The 18,536-nt window shown below is 64.6% G+C and carries 16 protein-coding genes; 9 read left to right on the top strand and 7 right to left on the bottom strand.

Annotated elements, in window-relative coordinates:
• The first annotated feature begins 2 nt into the window (after nt 1-2).
• From ABQM86_RS19215 to ABQM86_RS19190, 6 genes are read left to right on the top strand one after another with little or no spacing between them, the layout of a single operon-like run.
• Nucleotides 3-1,013, top strand: a complete 1,011-nt coding sequence (locus ABQM86_RS19215; protein WP_369745310.1) for an ABC transporter substrate-binding protein — start codon at nt 3-5, stop codon at nt 1,011-1,013.
• The gene (locus tag ABQM86_RS19210) at nt 1,010-2,176 is read left to right on the top strand and encodes an LLM class flavin-dependent oxidoreductase (protein WP_369745309.1); all 1,167 of its coding nucleotides are present in this window, start codon (nt 1,010-1,012) and stop codon (nt 2,174-2,176) included. The genes ABQM86_RS19215 and ABQM86_RS19210 overlap by 4 nt, the downstream gene beginning before the upstream one ends.
• Nucleotides 2,160-2,993 carry a DUF1684 domain-containing protein gene (locus ABQM86_RS19205; protein ID WP_369745308.1) on the top strand — a complete coding sequence of 278 codons (834 nt, stop codon included), beginning with the start codon at nt 2,160-2,162 and terminating at the stop codon, nt 2,991-2,993. The genes ABQM86_RS19210 and ABQM86_RS19205 overlap by 17 nt, the downstream gene beginning before the upstream one ends.
• Nucleotides 2,990-4,048 (top strand): LLM class flavin-dependent oxidoreductase, encoded by a 1,059-nt coding sequence (locus tag ABQM86_RS19200; protein WP_369745307.1) that lies wholly within the window; start codon nt 2,990-2,992, stop codon nt 4,046-4,048. Before ABQM86_RS19205 ends, ABQM86_RS19200 begins: the two co-directional genes overlap by 4 nt.
• Nucleotides 4,049-4,057: 9 nt before the next feature.
• Complete coding sequence (locus tag ABQM86_RS19195) at nt 4,058-5,404, top strand: NtaA/DmoA family FMN-dependent monooxygenase (protein ID WP_207595218.1); 1,347 nt, start codon at nt 4,058-4,060, stop codon at nt 5,402-5,404.
• 2 nt (nt 5,405-5,406) lie between these two features.
• Nucleotides 5,407-5,562, top strand: a complete 156-nt coding sequence (locus ABQM86_RS19190) for a hypothetical protein (RefSeq protein WP_280624112.1) — start codon at nt 5,407-5,409, stop codon at nt 5,560-5,562.
• Here the strand turns inward: ABQM86_RS19190 and ABQM86_RS19185 are convergent.
• Together ABQM86_RS19185 and ABQM86_RS19180 are read right to left on the bottom strand one after the other, a co-directional pair.
• Nucleotides 5,559-6,761 (bottom strand): FG-GAP repeat domain-containing protein, encoded by a 1,203-nt coding sequence (locus ABQM86_RS19185; RefSeq protein WP_369745306.1) that lies wholly within the window; start codon nt 6,759-6,761, stop codon nt 5,559-5,561. The genes ABQM86_RS19190 and ABQM86_RS19185 overlap by 4 nt on opposite strands.
• 63 nt (nt 6,762-6,824) lie before the next feature.
• Entirely contained in the window at nt 6,825-7,274 is a 450-nt protein-coding gene (locus ABQM86_RS19180; protein ID WP_369745305.1) for a GNAT family N-acetyltransferase, read from the bottom strand.
• Nucleotides 7,275-7,350: 76 nt separating this feature from the next.
• Here ABQM86_RS19180 and ABQM86_RS19175 point away from each other — a divergent pair, with 76 nt between their 5' ends.
• On the top strand, nt 7,351-8,280 hold the full coding sequence (locus ABQM86_RS19175; protein WP_207595214.1) for a threonine/serine dehydratase: 930 nt from the start codon (nt 7,351-7,353) through the stop codon (nt 8,278-8,280).
• Nucleotides 8,281-8,429: 149 nt separating this feature from the next.
• On the opposite strand, the gene ABQM86_RS19170 is transcribed toward ABQM86_RS19175, so the two are convergent.
• Nucleotides 8,430-9,416 (bottom strand): ABC transporter substrate-binding protein, encoded by a 987-nt coding sequence (locus tag ABQM86_RS19170; RefSeq protein WP_207595213.1) that lies wholly within the window; start codon nt 9,414-9,416, stop codon nt 8,430-8,432.
• A 279-nt stretch (nt 9,417-9,695) separates the two neighbouring features.
• On the opposite strand from ABQM86_RS19170, the gene ABQM86_RS19165 reads away from it, so the two are divergent.
• On the top strand, nt 9,696-10,685 hold the full coding sequence (locus tag ABQM86_RS19165) for an LLM class flavin-dependent oxidoreductase (RefSeq protein WP_207595212.1): 990 nt from the start codon (nt 9,696-9,698) through the stop codon (nt 10,683-10,685).
• A gap of 96 nt (nt 10,686-10,781) precedes the next feature.
• On the top strand, nt 10,782-13,418 hold the full coding sequence (locus ABQM86_RS19160) for a trehalase-like domain-containing protein (RefSeq protein WP_369745304.1): 2,637 nt from the start codon (nt 10,782-10,784) through the stop codon (nt 13,416-13,418).
• Nucleotides 13,419-13,440: 22 nt separating this feature from the next.
• Here the strand turns inward: ABQM86_RS19160 and ABQM86_RS19155 are convergent, their stop codons facing one another.
• The 4 genes from ABQM86_RS19155 to ABQM86_RS19140 all read right to left on the bottom strand — a co-directional run bounded on the left by ABQM86_RS19155 (nt 13,441) and on the right by ABQM86_RS19140 (nt 18,531).
• A complete protein-coding gene (locus ABQM86_RS19155) occupies nt 13,441-14,367 on the bottom strand; it encodes an AEC family transporter (protein ID WP_369745303.1) in 927 nt (308 codons plus the stop codon).
• A gap of 149 nt (nt 14,368-14,516) precedes the next feature.
• On the bottom strand, nt 14,517-14,948 hold the full coding sequence (panD, locus tag ABQM86_RS19150) for an aspartate 1-decarboxylase (RefSeq protein WP_207595209.1): 432 nt from the start codon (nt 14,946-14,948) through the stop codon (nt 14,517-14,519).
• 26 nt (nt 14,949-14,974) lie between these two features.
• Nucleotides 14,975-16,480, bottom strand: coding sequence for a rhamnulokinase family protein (locus ABQM86_RS19145; RefSeq protein WP_369745302.1), 1,506 nt, complete (start codon nt 16,478-16,480; stop codon nt 14,975-14,977).
• 8 nt (nt 16,481-16,488) lie between these two features.
• Nucleotides 16,489-18,531 (bottom strand): bifunctional aldolase/short-chain dehydrogenase, encoded by a 2,043-nt coding sequence (locus ABQM86_RS19140; RefSeq protein WP_369746693.1) that lies wholly within the window; start codon nt 18,529-18,531, stop codon nt 16,489-16,491.
• Nucleotides 18,532-18,536 lie beyond the last annotated feature (5 nt).

Here is an 18,536-nt window from a genome sequence, read left to right as displayed (position 1 = left end):
CCATGCTTCGCAAGACCCGCACCTTTGCCACGAATAAGAGCAAGCTCCTGGCGCTCGCAGTACTTCCCGCCGTCGTGCTTCCTGTGCTGGCCGGGTGCTCCGATCCCGGGGCGTCGGCAGCCAAGCCGGAGTCCGAAGCTGCCAAGAACGGCGTTGTCTACAACACCTCCGTTGACCAGAACCGTATCCGCGGCGAGAAGGACACAGCTGCCGCAGCGGCCGTCCCCGCAGCGATCGCCAAGGACGGCAAACTGACGGTGGCTACCACCGCCGGTTCCATTCCGCTGTCCTTCCACGCCACGGATGACAAGACGCCGATCGGTGTGGAGGTGGACATTGCCCAGCTCGTTGCTGACAAGCTCGGCTTGGAGCTGGACCTTCAAGTGACGTCGTGGGAGAACTGGCCGCTCAAGACCCAGTCCGGTGACTTCGAAGCCGTCTTCTCCAACGTGGGCATCAACGCAGCCCGCGTGAAGCTGTTCGACTTCTCCACCTACCGCGCCGCGTACATGGGCTTCGAAGCGAAGAAGAGCTCCACATACGACATCAAGGGTTCAGACGACATTTCCGGGCTGAAGATCTCCGTGGGCTCCGGCACCAACCAGGAGAAGATCCTGCTGGCCTGGAACAAGGAACTCGAGGACAAGGGCAAGGCGCCGGCCACCCTGCAGTATTACTCTTCTGATGCCGACACCATTCTGGCGCTCTCTTCGGGCCGCACGGACTTGAACCTGGCACCGTTCCCGTCCGTCACGTACCGCGAAAACACCCGCGACGACCTCAAGGTAGTGGGCAAGGTCAACGCCGGATGGCCGGCCGAAACGCTGGTAGCCGCCACGACGCTCAAGGGCAACGGATTGGCTCCGGCCATCACCGACGCACTGAACTCCACCATCAAGGACGGCTCCTACGGCAAGGTCCTGGAACGCTGGGGCCTCTCCGAGGAAGCCCTGCCGGAGTCCAAGACCGTCACCGAAGCGACGTTTGGGACCCCGGCCGGGACCACCAAATGAAGTTCCAGGTCCTTGACATCATTCCGCACCTGAAGAATCCGGTGACCGGAGAGATCGTCTCCACCGCCGACCGGCTGAACCAAGTGGTGGAAACGGCCCGCCGGGCCGAGGAGCTCGGTTTTGACAGCTTCTCCGTGGGGGAGCGTCACGCCGGCGAGTTCGTCTCGTCGTCCCCGACGACGGTTCTCGCCGCGATTGCCGCCGTCACCAGCCGCATCCGCCTGCAGACCGGCGTCACCGTGCTCTCCGTCCTGGACCCGGTACGGGTGGCGGAGGACTACGCCACCATCGACCAGCTGAGCCGAGGCCGCCTGGAGCTCGTGATCGGCAAAGGCAACGAAGTCCTGCAGTATCCGCTCTTTGGCCTGTCATTGGATGACCAATGGGACCTGCTCGCCGAGAAATACGCGCTGCTGCGCACGCTCTGGCGCAAGGAAAGTGTCACGTGGTCGGGTCGCTTCAGGCCCGCGCTCACCGAACCAACCACGACGACGCCCCGCCCCTTTGCGGGGTCGCCCCGGTTTTGGCACGGCTCGGCTACAACCCTGACGTCCGCTGCGCTCGCCGCCAAGTGGGGCGACCCGCTGTTCACGGCCAACGCCATCCAGCCACGGGAGAACTACAAGGTCCTGATCGACCACTACCGCGAAGAGTACGAGCGCCACGGGCACGATCCGCGGCACCAGTACCTCGGCTCGGGCAGCGGCGCCGGCGGAGTGTTCATCGCGGACACCACACAGGAAGCCATCCGCCAGTACGGACCGGTGTACGAGGGGCTGACCGCGGGGCGCAACGTCCCCGGCAACAACTCACCGTTCCGGGATATCCAGCACGCCGTGGCCGAGGGACCGGCACTGGTTGGCAGTCCGGAGCAGGTCATCGACAAGATCCTCAGCTACCACTCGCTGTACAACCACGATCTTCAGTCAGTCTCCTTGCCTACTACGCTGCCGTTCGACCAGCAGCTGGAGATTCTGGAACGCTTCGCCCTCGAAGTCATCCCGGCCGTTCGCGCTTCCGCACCCAGCACCCTCTGGGAAACCGGGGATCCCTTTGCGGGCCGACCCGAATTTGCCGGGGCCACCGAGCCGGACGCCGCAGCAACCGTGACAGCAGACCATGCCTTCAACAGGAGTGATACCGCACATGTCTACGCACACTGAAACAGCACTCGAAGCCTTCGACGAGGAGTGGCAGGAGTGGCACGAGGCCCATGAGCGTCACCGTGCCCACCCGCACGGCTTCCTCGCAGTGACCCACCTGCACTGGCTCGGCAGCGAAGCGACCCGGCTGGAAGGTGCGCCGGGCACGTGGAGTGTGGACGCCGACGTCGTACGTGTAGTCCTGGAGCCGGGCGAAAGCCTGCAGCAGGATGGGGTGGAATTGAACACCGGCTCGGGCAAAACGCTGGAGCTGGGCCCCATCGAGGAACGCGGCGGGATCAACCTGGTCTCCGGCGACACCGTGATCGAGGTGGCCAAACGTGGCGGCGAGTACATCGTTCGGCCTCGAAATCCGCAGAATCAGCTGTTACAGGAGTACCAGGGAACACCTGCATACACCCCGAACGCTGCGTTCGCCGTGGCAGGTACCTTTGTTCCCTTCGATGCTCCGCGCCCCACCACGGTGGGTGCCGCCGTCGAGGGTATCCAGCATGTTTATGAAGCACCGGGTGAGATCCGCTTCAAGCTGGCCGGTGAAGAACTTGCACTGACCGCGTTCAACGGCCACGCACCCGGCTCACTGTCCGTGCTGTTCACAGACCAGACCTCCGGCAAGACCACGTACGCGGCCAACCGCTCGCTCTCCGTGGTTCCCGCAGCTGATGGCTCTGTGCAGCTCGACTTCAATCGTGCCGTGAACCTGCCGTGCGCCTACACCGACCTCGCAACCTGCCCGTTGCCGCCTGCCGAGAACCGGCTTCCGGTGGCCATTGAAGCCGGCGAAAAGATCCCCTACGAACGTCAGGACCAGAAGTGAGCTCCTCCGAAGAAAAGAAGGCCGGATTCCTGGCCATTGAACTCGATGGCGCCGGCTATGAGAACCTTGCAACCGCCGTCCTCGCCGCCGAGTCCGCCGGCTTCCACGCGGCAACCTTCACGGACGAACGGGTTCCCGGCCGCGCCAACGCCCTGCAGCGTGCCGCGTTCGCCGGTCCCGTCACCCGGAACATTGCCGTGGTCCCTGAGGTGGACACCGTCTACACGGAGCCCTTCCATATCTCCACGCAGCTCGCGAGCCTGGACTACGTGTCCGGCGGCCGTGCCGGGTGGATTGTCACAGCCGCTGAGTCGCCCGAGGCCGCTGCCGCCGTCGGACGTTCGTCGGTGGAAGGCGCCGCGCTGGCACACGAGGCCGCAGCGTCCATCGAGGTAGGCCGCCGACTGTGGGACTCCTGGGAGGACGACGCCGTGATCCGGGACGTCGCCACCGGCCGCTACATCGATGTGGACAAGCTGCACTATGTGGACTTTGAAACACCCTCCGATTTCCCGGGTCCGGGCTATTCCGTGAAGGGTCCCTCCATCATTCCGAGGCCGCTGCAGGGCCAGCTGCCGGTGCTGGCCGCGGCATCGCTGGTGGGCGATGGCTTGGTGCCTGCTGATGCCGTTGATGCTGTGCTCGTCTCTGCCCCTACTCCGGAGCTGCTCGCTGGGGAGGTTCGCGACGTGCGGGCCCGCCTGGGTGCGTCCGTGGCGATTGTCGTCGAGCTCGACGTCGTCCTGGACGCGCGCGGCGAAGCTGCGGCTTCGCGCTCCGGGTCCGCTGAGGAAACCGGACGGGCGCGGTTTATCGGCTCTGCCGCGGCTCTCACCGATCTTCTCGACTCGCTCCTCCAGGAATCCGACGGCGTCCGTCTCCACCCTGCCGTCCTGGACGTGGAGCTGGATGAACTTTCACGGGCAGTCCTTCCGGAACTTCGTCGCCGCGGTTCCCTGCGGGCGCCCATCCAGGACGGCACGTTCCGGGACCTGCTGGGCCTGGGGCCGGCGGAGAACCGTTATGCAACCACCGCTACCGGCGCAGGAAAGTAAAGGAACACCATGACACGCGACATTTTCCAGCCGAGCGGCCAGATCCAGTTCGGTATCTTCTTCCAGGGCGTCAATTCCGGCACCATTTGGAAGGCCCCGGAATCCGGTTCGCAGACGGACTTCGAGTCGTTCCGCCGGCTCGTCCAGACCGCAGAGCGCGGCAAGTTCGCTGCTTTCTTCCTGGGCGAAGGGCTGCGACTTCGCGAGCACTTGGGCCGCCCGCACGCACTGGATGTGGTGGGCCGTCCGGACGCGCAGACCATGCTGGCCGCGCTTGCTGCAGTAACCACGAACATCGGTTTGGTGGCCACCCAGAACGCCACGTACAACGATCCCGCGGACCTCGCGCACCGTTTGTCCTCCCTGGACCTCATCTCCGGTGGCCGCGCTGCGTGGAACATCGTCACCACGGACAACGCCTGGACCGGTGCGAACTTCCGCCGCGGTGGATACCTGGACCACGCCGACCGCTACCGGCACGCAGAAGCCTTTGTTGAGACCGCCAAGAGGATCTGGGATTCGTGGGAAACGCCGAGCGGTCCAGCGCGGAGGGTCCTTCACGAAGGCCAGCACTACACCGTGGACGTCACCCCGTTGTTGCCCCGAAGCGCCCAGTACCGCCCTGTCCTCTTCCAGGCCGGGGACTCACCTGAAGGGCGCGACTTCGCGGCCCGCCAGGCCGACGTGATCTTCTCCGCACATCCGAAGTTCGACAACGCCGTGGAATTCCGCCGCGACATTGTTGCCCGCTCGGTTGCCGCCGGGCGTGGGGCCAACGCCGTCCAGATCATGCCGGCCAGCGAATTTATCCTCGCTGCCACTGACCAGGAGGCCCAGGACAAGAAGGACTGGGTCCGCAGCCTCCAGATCGGCCCGCAGCAAGCCATTGCTTACTTGGAGCAGTTCTGGGGCCGCGAGCTCTCCTCGTACGACCCCGATGGGCCCCTTCCGGAGATCGATCCCGTGGTGGAAGAAACCTCGGAGACCCGCGGCAGCGGATTCCACGGCGCCAAGGCCCGGCAGCTCGCTGATCAGTGGAGGGCCGAGGCCAAGGACAAGGGCCTTTCCATCCGCCAGTTCGTCACGTCGAAGACGGCACGCGTCGACGCCACTTTCACCGGCTCCTACACCGCAGTGGCGGACCACCTGGCGGAATACGCCCGGGTTGGTGCCGTGGACGGCTTCAACATCTCGCCGTGGCTGGTCCCCACCGGCCTGGATGACATCGTGAACCATCTGGTGCCCGAACTCCAGGAACGCGGCGTCTACCCCACGGAATACCGAGGCACCACACTTCGCGAAAACCTTGGGCTGGAGACGCCGGTGCGCTCGGAAGAACCGGCGCGGGTCCGATGAGCATGGGCCGACTGTTGCAGCTCTGCCGGCGCTGGTTTGGTTTCACACCGGACCAGCACGGCAGAGCGCCCGACGGCGGCGGGCCGGATGCCGCCGTCGTCGACGGTTCGCGCGGGACCGTCAGCCTGCAGTTGACGGTGTTGGGGCAGCCGCTTTAGAGCAGTTCCTTGAAGACGTTCCAACCCTGGCCGATGGGACCATACGGGCCATACAGCCCTGTGCTTGATGCGCCGGTAAGGTAACTGAGAAGGTTGCCGTTGGCGTCTACGGCAGAGAGCTCGTTGTATTTCGAGTGGCCGGAACTGCCGAGTCCGGCCACTTGGGAGAACGACTCCCACCCGACGCCAACCTGCGCAGGTTCCTCCCAGCCGCCATGGCCGTCGGAGGGGTACTGGTGCAGCTGGCCATACTGGTCGCGACCGAAAATATCCACGGCACCATCGGCGTTCATATCGCCACCGGTGATGATCTTGTTCATGACCTGCCAGCCCCACCCCACCTGCTCGGGGTTGAGCCAGCCGCCGTCTCCATCGCCGGGGTAAAGGAAAAGGCCACCTGCTGCATCGCGTGCCAGCACATCGTTGGTGCCGTCGCCATTGAAGTCGCCCGGGCCCACGATGGCATTGAAGACGTTCCAGCCCTGGCCTACCTGCTCGCGATCAAGCCAACCACCCTCACCATCGCCGGGGTAGAGGAAGAGTTTGCCTGCGGCGTCCCGGCCGAGGAGGTCGTTGAAGCCGTCGCCGTCAAAATCGCCGGGGGAGAAGACGATGTCAAAGACGTTCCATCCTTGCCCTACCTGCCGGGGTTCGTCCCATGAACCCCAATACGCAGGGCAAGGGCCCTCGCACATGCCTTTGTAGTACGTGTAGGTCCGTGGGTAAAGGATGAGCCTGCCGTCGTTGGTCCGGGCGAGGGGCTCAAAGTTGCCCCTGCCGGTCCACCCCATGGCCCGGCTGGAGGCTTTCACGGGCAGGGATTCCGCGCTCAGTTGCGTGCCGGTGGGGCAGCCTTGGTTCCCGGGTGTCAAGGGATGTACCCGCATCGAAATGCGGCTTCCTTGGTCCTCTGGGAGGATCCGCAAGGTTTCCCCTTGCCGTTCCTCCGGAAGCGTCTCGCCGTCGCGCAACCACTCCAAAGTAATGGCGTCGCCCCCACCGTCCGGATTCCTGCAGCCCCAATAGCTGTAGTCGTACTGTCGGCGCAGCTCGGCACCCACGTACGGGGCGCCGTCGATGATTGGCGTCGGTTGGTTGTCCGCAGTGGCAGGCGGTGCCCCCGCGACCAAAAGTCCAGCTGCCAAAGCTATCGCTGAAAGCGTTGAAAGCCGTGTGGTGCGTGCTCGAACGTTCCCCATGATGTTCCCCCCGGAAGCCTGCATTGACGTTTGTGCTGAGGCTACCGCATGGGCGGCCGGCGGTCAGGAGGCGTGGGGATTCGGGGCCACCATGAAGACGTCGATCGGATCCTCGGATTCCAGCATGAAACCATGCCGCTCATACAAGTGGCGGGCGGCGCTGCCCTGAAGCACGTTCAAACGGAACGGGCGTTCGTCAACGGAGGCAGCCATGACGTGACGCAGCACGGCACCGCCCAGGCCCCTGCCTTGATGGGTGGGAGCAACATAGAAATGCTCGATCCACCTCGCGTCGGGCTCCGGACGAACGGCAATGACACCGGCATCCACGCCGTCGGTATGGATGATGTAGGTGTACTCCGGCTGGAAACCGTTCAGGAACCGCTCGCGCACACGGACGGGATCGAAACGGTCCAAGCGTTCAAGGTCCGGGCGCATCACCACAGCGCGCAGTTCCGCTATCCAGGCAGCATCCGAGGCAACGGCAGGACGGAGGGCAAAATCGGCAGGCATGGAACAAGCCTATTCCGCCGGACCCAGCACACCCGCGCAAACCATAGGATGAAACGGACGGAAAGGTGCAGCCACGATGGTCACACGCGAAGAAGTAGAAGCAGCGTACTCACGGACAGCGGGCTGGGTCCGCCACACGCCCCTCGCCGAGAGCGGCGACCAAGAGCCGTACCACCTGTGGTTCAAATGCGAATACATGCAGCACACGGGCTCGTTCAAAGCACGGGGTGCCTTCAACCGGCTCCTCACAGCGAAGGAGAACGGCGAGCTGGACCCGACAGCCGGCGTCGTGGTGGCGTCCGGCGGCAACGCAGGCCTGGCCAACGCGTACGCGGCAGCCAAACTCGGAGTCCCGGCAACGGTGTTCGTCCCGGAGTCCGCGCCGGCGAACAAAGTCCACAAGCTCTATGCCATTGGCGCCACCGTGGTCCAGGGCGGGGCTGAGTACGCCGAAGCCTATGCGGCTGCCGTGCGCTTCGCCGAGGAGAAGGGTGCGGTCTACTGCCACGCCTACGACCAGCCGGAGATCGTGGCCGGCGCCGGTGGAGTGGGGCTTGAACTGCTGGATGAACTGCCCGACGTCGACACCATCCTCGTTGCTGTTGGCGGCGGCGGATTGATGGGCGGCATTGCGGCCGCGGCAGAGGGCAGGGCGCACGTTGTGGGGGTCGAACCTGAAACTGTTCCAACTTTGCACACGGCGTTGGCCAAGGGTGAGCCCGTGGATGTGGCTGTCTCCGGGATCGCCGCGGACTCCTTGGGAGCCCGGCGGATTGGTGGGATCGGCTTTGGAGTTGCCCGCCGCACGGGTGTCGAGAGCGTCCTGGTCACGGACGAGGACATCATCCAGGCGCGTCGTGCGCTTTGGGAGAAGCACAGAATAGTGGTGGAACACGGCGCTGCCGCAGCCTACGCTGCGTTGCTGTCCGGCGCCTACACCCCTCGGGCGGGCGAAACCGTGGCAGTGATCCTGTGCGGCGCCAACACGGACCCCGCCCACTTCTAACGGCACCCAACTGGGTCACAGCAAACGCTCCACTGAGCGGTCATTGCGACATGTGCTGTCACCTACTTGGGTCAGAGGCGCAAAGAATCCCCGCCGGTGATGTCCGGCGGGGATTCGGCGTCGGCAGGTCTGCCCTGCCATAGCGGTTCCTACTTTTTGGGCAGGCCTGCCGGGTTCAGTTCGGACGCGGGAATGGCCTCCGAAGAGAGACCCCAGCGGTCCAGGATCTTGCCGTAGTTGCCGTCCTTGATGAGGGTGTTAAGCGCGGCCTGGGCAGCCACGGCCAAGCCGTTGCCCTTCTGGGTAGTGAAGGCGATTTCGGCCTTCAGCGGCCAACCACCTTCGAGGGTGCCCACTTCCTTGGTCTTGCCATCCTTGGCTGCCTTGTAAGCTGCCGAAGCGTTGGGCCCGAACGTGAGATCCGCACGGCCTGACTGGAGGGCGAGCTGGGAGGCGGAGTCGTCGTCGTAATACTGGAACTCAACGGGCTTCAAGCCGTTCTTCTTGTTCTCCTCATCCCAGCGGACCAGGATGGCTTCCTGGTTGGTGCCCGAGCCGACGATGATGCGCTTGCCGGCTACGTCCTTGGGTTCCTTGATGGGAGAGATGTCGGCGTCGGACTTGGCATAGAAGCCCAAGAGGTCGTTGCGGTAGGTGGCAAAGTCGAACTTCTCCTTGCGGGCCTCGGTGACGGTCACGTTGGAAAGCACAGCCTCGTACTTGCCTGACTCGACGCCCAGCGGCCAGTCAGCCCAGGCCACGGGAAGAACCTCAACCTGCAGCCCCAAACTCTCACCCACGGCATAAGCGATGTCCACTTCGCTGCCGATCAGGGTCTTGTTGTCTGTGGCGAAGGTGCTCAACGGGGGAGTGCCGCCGGTGGTCACCACGGTCAGCTTGCCGTCGGCCTTGATGGCGTCCGGAACCAAGGCAGCCGCGGCGGAGTCCACCGTCACCTTGATGCGGTCCTGCTGCGGGGTCAGGTTGAACTCTTTGGTGCTTGAGGAGGCGTTCGACGCCGGAGCGGACGCCCCTGTCGCCGCCGTCGCACCCGGGTCCGAGCAGGCCGCGAGCCCGAGCAAAGCGGTGGCGGCCAGCGCCGCGGTGACGCCGGTCTTGGCTGCAAAACGTGCCATTGGTTCTCCTTGGTATGCCCTCTTTGGGAAGTCTGATGCGTACTTGTGGCTGCAACTATCCGGCAGCCCACTGATACAGGTCAAAGTGCTCTGAAACGCTGGGATACAGGGGTTCATGGCGGTTAATCGGGCGTCGAACGGGGTCACAAAAGCCTCCCGACAGCGGGTGGAAACCAGCGCGCGACGCAACTCACAGAAATAAGCCGGGTGCCGCCGTCGTTGTCGCTTAAGTGCCAGGCAACCAAAGCAGGCACCGCCAACAAACCGAAAGGCCTTCCCGTGACTGTTCCTCTTTCCATCCTCGACCTGGCAACCATCGGCAAGGGCCAGACGGTGGCGGAAAGCCTCGCGGGCAGCGTGGCCATGGCGCAGAAGGCCGAAGAGCTGGGCTACCGGCGGGTCTGGTATGCCGAGCACCACAACATGTCCGCGATCGCTTCCTCGGCCACGAGCGTTTTGATCGCCCACGTCGCCGCCCACACCAACACCATTCGCCTGGGGGCGGGCGGCGTCATGCTGCCCAACCATTCACCGCTGACCATCGCAGAGCAGTTCGGCACGCTGGAGACGCTGCACCCGGGGCGGATCGACCTCGGACTGGGCCGCGCACCGGGCAGCGACCAGAACACCATGCGGGCACTGCGCCGCGACCACACATCCTCTGACAGGTTCCCGCAGGACGTCCTGGAACTTCAGGGCTACCTCACCGGACCCACCCGTATCCAAGGTGTCGAAGCGACGCCGGGCAAGGGCACCAACGTGCCGCTCTACATCCTGGGTTCATCGCTGTTCGGCGCCCAGTTGGCCGCTCAGTTGGGCCTTCCCTATGCGTTTGCTTCACACTTTGCGCCGGCTGCCCTGCAGGATGCAGTTGCCCTCTACCGGCGCGAGTTCACGCCCTCAGAGCAGTTGTCGGAGCCCCATGTCATCGCGGGCGTCAACGCTACTGCAGCGGATTCCAACGCCGAGGCCCAGGCCATCCACCTTGCTGTGAAGCGTGCCCGCGTTTCATTGTTCTTTGGTGGTGGCCGCGAGTTCACGGACGACGAAGCGGACATGGTGCTCGACTCCCCGCAGGGCCAGCACATCGCCCAGATGATGAAGTTCTCAGCTGTGGGAACCAAGGACGTGGTGCGCGATTACCTGGACGAGTTTGCGGCGTTCGCTGATGCCGACGAGCTGATCGTGGCGCACCAGAGCGTCGGCACCGAAGAGCGCTTGCGGTCCGTGGAACTGGTGGCCGAGGTCGCGGGCCTGGTTCCCGCATAAATCCAAGGAAAAGCTTTACGCGTTTGCAATCTACTAGGTAGTCAAGCGAAACCGTCCGGGCAGACACTGTAGGTATCCGCCCCGGAAGGATCTGCCATGCCCACGCACTTGAATCAATCAGTTGCCGATTCCGCGCTGCTGATGAAATCGCTCCCGCTTGGCCTGCTCCGGACTGTGCTCCAATCCGACGCGGAGAACGGCATCAGCCCGCAGTTATTCGCGGAGCTGAGGGTCCTTGCCCGGGTTCCTGGTTTGCTGGTGGCCTGCAACTACGGCGGCACCCTCTGCTCGGCGGAGGGCGTATCCACGGAGACCTTGCCCCTGGACAGCGCAGCCGTGGCGCTCCGCGCGCTGGCTGCGCTGCCGAACACCCACACGGCCATCATTTCCGGCCGGTCCCTCAGGGATCTGGCCGCAGTGTCCCGGCTGCCGGCGGAGGTCCACCTGGTGGGGTCGCACGGGGTGGAGTTCGACATGGGCTATGCCTACACGCTCTCCCTCGCCACGGAACAGTTGCTTCAGCAGGTGGCCACCGCGCTGACGGAAGCCGTCGGTTTCGAAAAGGGCATCAGCGTTGTCCGCAAGCCGGTGGGTGTCGCGGTGCACACCCGGCCGGCGACACCCGAAGTGGTGGACAGGGTGGTCTTCGCTTCGCAGAAGATCGCCATCGAGTTCGGGCTCTACTTCATCATTGACGGAACGGTGCTGGACCTGACCGTCGAAGAACCGGCCAAGGGCCAAGCCCTGGAACAGCTCCGTGCGAGGCTTGGCGTCAGCGCCGCTCTGTACGCAGGTGACGCCGAGAGCGATGAAAAGGCGCTCGCCACCCTGCGTGGACCGGACCTTGGCCTGCACGTCGGACCGGGGGATACGACGGCGGGACACACCATTCCGGACCCGGAAGCCTTTGCACACGTGCTGGCTTTGTTGTTCGAACTGCGCCGGGCGTGGCTCTTTGGCGAAGACGCGGTAGGCCTGGAACGGCATTCGATGATCGGCAACGGAAGTTCCACAGCGCTGCTCACCCCGGATGCAAAGGTCTGTTGGATGAGCCACCCCCTACCGGATTCCGGCTCGCTTTTTGCCCACATCCTGGGCGGTGATCCCGCCGGCCACTTCAGCATTGAGCCCGTAAAGCCATCGCCGGTACTGGCCCAGCGTTACGTGGAAAACACCATGATCGTGGAAACCCGCTGGGCCGATGTCACGGTGACTGACTATCTGGAGCCCGCACCCGAGGGCATCACCAGCCTGGTCCGTGTCCTGTCCGGGACGGGTAACGCGCGTGTAGTGTTCGCGCCAAGGCCTGACTACGCCAATGCGCCGTTCAACATGGAGATCCGCGGCGATGAGGTCCACATCATCGGGACATCGGATCCCATCATCCTCTCGGCGCCGGGCGTTGTTTTCACCATCACCAGCGACGCCAAGTACGCCACGGCAACGGCAGAGGTCGCATTGGGTGATGGTCCCGTAGTGCTGAATATGCGCTGCGGTGACACTGAGCCGCCACCCGCAGACCCGGCCGGCGAACCTCACCGGCGTGCCGCCGTCGGGCTGGCAGCACGTGAGTGGGTCAAGGCGCTGCAGGTGCCCACCATCAAGACCTCGCTGGTGCGGCGCTCCGCGCTGGTGCTGAAGTCGCTGGTCCACGAGCCCACCGGTGCCGTCCTCGCCGCGCCCACCACGTCCCTGCCTGAAGGCATCGGCGGCACGCGTAACTGGGATTACCGGTATTGCTGGCTGCGGGACGGGTCCATGACGGTGAATTCGCTGGTGTCGTTGGGATCCACGGAAGAAGCCGACGGTTTCCTGGGGTGGCTGGGCCGGATTCTGGAGAACGCGCCGGGACCGGAATGGCTGCACCCCCTCTATTCGGTGACGGGCGCGCCGCTGTCCACGGAGGCCATTGTGGAGAGCCTTCCCGGGTATGCGGGATCGCGGCCGGTGCGGATCGGCAACGCCGCGGACCACCAGGTGCAATTGGACGTGTTCGGGCCCATCGCCGAGCTGATCCACGATCTTGCCGAGCGGCGCGGATTCCTCCCGGACCAGCACTGGTTCCTCATGGAGCAGATGGCGCATGCCGTGCTGGCCCGCTGGCACGAGCCCGACCACGGGATTTGGGAAGCCCGCCGGCCTCCGCGGCACCACGTGTACACCAAGGTCATGTGCTGGATGACGCTGGATCGGGCGCTCCGGGCTGCCGCTTTGCATGGCCGGGTTCCTCATGCGGACTGGTCACCTACCGCGGACACCATCCGCACGGAAGTCCTGCACGAAGGGTGGGATGAGTCCGCCGCTTCCTACACCGTGGCCTACGACAGTCCGGACCTCGATGCCGCCGTCCTGCACATCGGATTGTCCGGCCTGCTGGACGCCCAAGACCAGCGTTTCCTGGATACCGTGACTGCCGTTGAACGCGAACTTCGCGTGGGGCCCACCGTTTTCCGTTACAGGTACGACGACGGCTTGCCGGGTTTGGAGGGCGGCTTCCACATCTGCACTACCTGGCTGATCGAGGCGTATCTGGCAGTGGGACGCCTGGACGATGCGCTGGAGTTGTTTAACCAATTGGTGGCGCTGTTTGGCCCCACGGGCCTGCTGCCCGAAGAGTACGATCCCGGCACCGAAACACACTTGGGCAACCATCCCCAGGCGTACTCGCACCTGGGCTTTATTCGCTGTGCGCAGCTCCTGGACCACTATCTGGCCAGCGCGGACGTGGAGTAACCCAAGTAGGGTGCAGGTGCGGTTAGGCGAGCAGCAGCGCCACCGCGATCATGGCCGGCACGGCCACGATGGTGGTGATGAGGACGGTGTCCTTGGCTACGGTGATACCGGCCTGGTAGCGGTTGGCCGCGACAAATACATTCTGGGCCGTGGGCAATGCGGATGTCACCACCACAGCGAACAGCGCGTGCCCGTCCATCCCCAGGGCGAAGCGGGCGAACAGGTACGCGATCAACGGGTGCACAATCAGTTTGAAGCCACTGGCCAACAAGGTGTCCAGTCTCCGCCCGGCGTCCTTCTGCAGGGGTTTGGAGCCATTGAGGCTCATGCCGAACGCCATCAGCATGGCCGGAATCGCTGCTCCGCCGATCAGGTGGATGGGCTCCAGGATCAGCGTCGGCACTTGGAATCCGGTCCCGGCCACAAGCAGGCCGAGCGCCGAGCCCACGATCATGGGGTTCCTCACGATCATCAGCAGGAAGCGCAGGGGAGTGGTGCGATGCGAACTGGTACTGGCGTCCAGGGCCATCAAGTACATCGGAGTAAAGAACGCCAGTTGGAAGATCAACAACGGCGCCACGTAGCTCGCATCGCCCAGGACAAACACAGCGATGGGGATGCCCAGGTTGGCGGAGTTGGCCAGCGATGCGCTCATGGAGGACATCAGGGCTTCCGGCATGGCCCGTTTGAGCCAAAACTTTACGATCAGGAAGAACAACAAACCGGTGAGGATGGCACCCACGGCGGTGACCAGGAGCGGGGCGGCAAAGACGTCATGGAGCTTGGCCTTGCTCAAGGTTTCGAACAGCAGGGCAGGACTTGCCACGAAGAACGTCAGTGAACTCAGGACCGACCGGGCGTTTTCGCCCAGGATGTTGCGCCGTCCAACAAACATGCCCACCAGGATGATGGCCCACACTACGAAGAACCCCTGCAGTACGCCGATCACGAGGCTGCGCCGAAGGGGAATCGTTGGATCACGAACAACAGCCTAGCCAATGCCTCGCCGCGAGTAAGCGTTTTCTCGCGAGAGTTCCGTCATGCGGACACTGGAGCTGTTGAAGAACAGGCGACCTTCTGGCGCGTTGTTGTGGAACCTTAGCTGAGGTGCGCCGCGTTGCTCAGGGCGTGCGGCGGGCGCATCAGCCCGGGAGTGTGCCCCTCTGCGGGGTCGTTGCCGAGCTGCAGGATCGTGTTGTCCTTGCCCACGTGGACCACCCGGGGCTCGTAAGTCCTGGCTTCCTCCGTGGTCATTTCGGCGTAGGTGATCAGGATGACGGTGTCGCCAACATGGACCATGTGGGCCGCCGCGCCATTGATGCCGATTACGCCGGAACCGCGCTCGCCGGCAATCGTGTACGTCTCCAGCCTGGCGCCGTTGGTGACGTCCACAATGGAGACGAGTTCGCCGGGGAGGATGTCGGCCGCGTCCAGGAGGTCCAGGTCGACAGTGACCGAACCGACGTAGTGGAGGTCGGCGTGGGTCACCGTTGCGCGGTGGATCTTGGACTTGAACATTGTGCGGATCATAATGCGATCAGTTTAGCGCGGCACCCTCATCCTGCGCTGTGACGTACCAGACGTTCAGCCGGCTCGTAGCGTTCCAGGCTCGTGCCTGCCACCACCAGCTGCCGCAGCCCGGCCAGCCCGCCGGCCACCACTCGGGCAGCGCGCGCTTGGACCAGGACATTGCCCTGAGCTGTCGCCTCAACGGGTCCTGCAATTACGGGCTTTCCCGTGGCGTCCGCGGTCAGTTGGCACAGGAGCCGGTTTTGCGAACCCCCGCCCACAATGTGCACCACGCTGGTGCTGCGGCCCGTAAGGCGCTCGGCGTCGGCCAGCGTTCGGGCGTACCCGGCGGCGAGGCTGTCCATGATGCACCGCACGACGGCGGCAGGTCGGTCCGGGAGCACCGCGCCGGTGTTGCGCACGGCTGCGCGGATACGGTCCGGCATGTTGTCCGGGGCAGTGAACGCAGGATCATCGGCATTGATCTGCGGACCACCGGCGGGAAGTGCGGCCGCCGAGTCCAGCAGCGCCGGGAGTGCCTGAGTGTAGCCTTCCGCTGCCCACGAACGCTGGCATTCACTGAGGAGCCACAGACCACCCACGTTGCGGAGGTACCGGATGGAGCCGTCCACGCCGCGTTCGTTGGTGAAGTTTGCTTGGCGGCTGGATTCTGTGAGGACGGGTTTGTCCAGTTCCACGCCTACGAGGGACCACGTCCCCGAGGAGACGTAGGCAAAGTCTTCATGCTCAGCTGGTACCGCTGCCACGGCCGAGGCGGTGTCGTGCGAACCCACGGCAACAACTGTGGTGTCCGCTGGGAGCCCCGTCTGCTCAAGGATCCCGGGCAACAGTGTGCCCACGGTTTCCCCCGGCTGGATGAGCTCAGGGAAGATGTTCCGGGGCAGCCCCAAAGCGTCCAGGAACTCGGTTGCACACTCGCCGCCCACGGCATCGAACAGGCCGGTGGTGGAAGCATTGGTGGATTCCGTCCGGCGCTCACCTGTCAGCAGGAAAGCGATCAGGTCCGGAATCAGCAGGGCCTGCACACCGTCAAGGTTCGGCTCCGCTGCGAGCTGGTACAGGGTGTTGAACTGCAGGAACTGCAGGCCCGTGGTGGCGTACAAAGTTTCAGGAGAAATTGTTGAGTGCACCCGCTGCACGGTGGCCCGGCTGCGCTCGTCCCGGTAGCTGAACGGCACCGAAGTGAGGTCGCCGGCGTCGTTCACCAAGCCGTAGTCCACCGCCCACGTGTCGATGCCGATGCTCACGATGCGCTCGCCGTTCCCACGCGCCACCGCAGCGGCAGCCGCCAAGCCCTTGAGTACCTCCGCGAACAGGGCGTCGAAATCCCAGTGGAGGCCGCCGTCGAGCTCTATGACGCCGTTGGGGAAGCGGTGGATCGTCTCGAGGGACACCCCGGCTTCAGGTGAGACGCGGCCCAGCATGACACGGCCGGAGGACGCTCCGATGTCGATGGCGGCGAACGCTGCGTTGGGGCCGGACACCGCCCCGGCGCGTGCCGGGACGGTGCCTGCGGTGGTTCCGTTGTTCACTGTCAGTCCTAGCGGAGGAATGCTGCCGCGACGCCGGCGTCCACGGGGATGTGGAGGCCGGTGGTGTGCGAGAGTTCGTTGCTGGTCAGCACGGACGCCGCGTTGGCCACATGCTCCGGGAGGACTTCGCGCTTGAGGAGCGTGCGCTGGGCGTAGTACTTGCCCAGTTCCTGCTCGTCCACGCCGTACACGGCTGCGCGCTTGGCGCCCCATCCGCCGGCGAAGATGCCGGAGCCGCGGACCACGCCGTCGGGGTTGATGCCGTTGACGCGGACACCGTACTCGCCCAGTTCAGCGGCGAGGAGGCGGACCTGATGCGCCTGGTCCGCCTTGGTGGCGGAGTACGCGATGTTGTTCGGGCCGGCGAAGACCGAATTCTTGGAGGAGATGTAGATGATGTCTCCGCCCAAACCCTGATCGATCATGACCTTGGCCGCGGCCTTGGAGACCAGGAACGAGCCCTTGGCCATGACGTTGTGCTGCAGGTCCCAGTCCTTTTCCGTGGTTTCCAACAACGGCTTGGAGATGGACAAGCCGGCATTGTTGACCACCAGGTCCAGGCCGCCGAACGCGAGCACGGCTTCCTGGATGGCAGCGGCGATCTGGGCTTCGTCGGTGACGTCAGCCTGGACGCCGATGGCGACGTCGGTACCGCCCAGTTCCTCGGCGACCTTTTGTGCGTTCTCAAGGTTCAGGTCGGCAATCACTACGCACGCGCCGTCGGACGCCAAACGCGTGGCGATCGCCTTGCCAATGCCCGACGCCGCACCGGTCACCAGTGCGATGCGGGTGGCGTGCGACTTCGGCTTCGGCATGCGGGCGAGCTTGGCTTCTTCCAGCGCCCAGTACTCGATGCGGAATTTCTCGGATTCTTCGATCGGGGCGTAGGTGGAGATGGCTTCGGCGCCGCGCATGACGTTGATGGCATTGAGGTAGAACTCGCCGGCCACGCGGGCGGTCTGCTTGTCCTTGCCGAAGGAGAACATGCCCACGCCCGGGACCAGCACGATGGCCGGGTCAGCGCCGCGCAATGCCGGGCTGTTCTCGTCGGCGTGGCGGTCGTAGTAGGCCTGGTAATCCTCGCGGTAGGCCGCGTGCAGTTCCTTCAAGCGGTTGACTGCCTGTTCCAGCGGGGCGTCGGCCGGCAGGTCCAGGACCAGCGGCTTGACCTTGGTGCGCAGGAAGTGGTCCGGGCAGGACGTACCCAAAGCGCCGAGGCGCGGGTGCTCTTCCGAAGCAAGGAATTCAAGGACGACGGCGTCATCGCTGAAGTGCCCCAGCTGCGGTTTGTCCGTGGAGGCCAGGCCGCGGATCACGGGAGCCAGGGCGGCTGCCTTGGCTTTACGCTCAGCCTCCGGGAGGGCGCTGTAGCCGGGGAGCGCGGCGCCGAAGGGCTCGGCCTTGCCGTTGTCCCTGATGTACGCCTCGGCCTGGTCAATGATCCAGAGCGAGTTCCTTTCGGCTTCTTCGCTGGTGGCGCCCCACGCCGTGATGCCGTGGCCACCCAGGATGGTGCCGATGGCCTGCGGGTTGGCTTCCTTGATCGCCGCGATGTCCAAGCCGAGCTGGAAACCGGGACGGCGCCAGGGAACCCAGACCACTCTGTCGCCGAAGACCTTGGAGGTCAGCGCTTCGCCGTCCACCGCGGTAGCTATGGCGATGCCCGAGTCCGGGTGCAGGTGGTCAACGTGCGCAGCATCGACGAGGCCGTGCATGGCGGTATCGATGGATGGCGCAGCGCCGCCCTTGCCGTGCAGGCAGTAGTCGAACGCGGCCACCATCTCGTCTTCACGCTCGACGCCGGGGTAAACGGACTTGAGCGCCTGCAGCCGGTCCAGCCGGAGTACTGCGAGGTTCTCCGCCTTCAGGGTGCCGAGGTCGCCGCCGGAGCCCTTGACCCAAAGAAGCTCTACGTCCTGACCCGTCACCGGATCCTTCTCAGTGCCCTTGGCGGAGGTGTTGCCGCCGGCGAAGTTGGTGTTCCGCTTATCCGCACCGAGGCGGTTGGAGCGGGAGATCAGTTCTTCAACAGTTGCGTTGGTCTCTGGCATGGTCA

Origin of the sequence: Paenarthrobacter sp. AMU7 (genome assembly GCF_041200195.1) — a bacterium.
In the GTDB taxonomy this organism is placed as follows: Bacteria; Actinomycetota; Actinomycetes; order Actinomycetales; family Micrococcaceae; genus Arthrobacter.
Note: the sequence above shows the minus strand (reverse complement) of the source record. Positions and strands in the feature narration are given on the sequence as shown.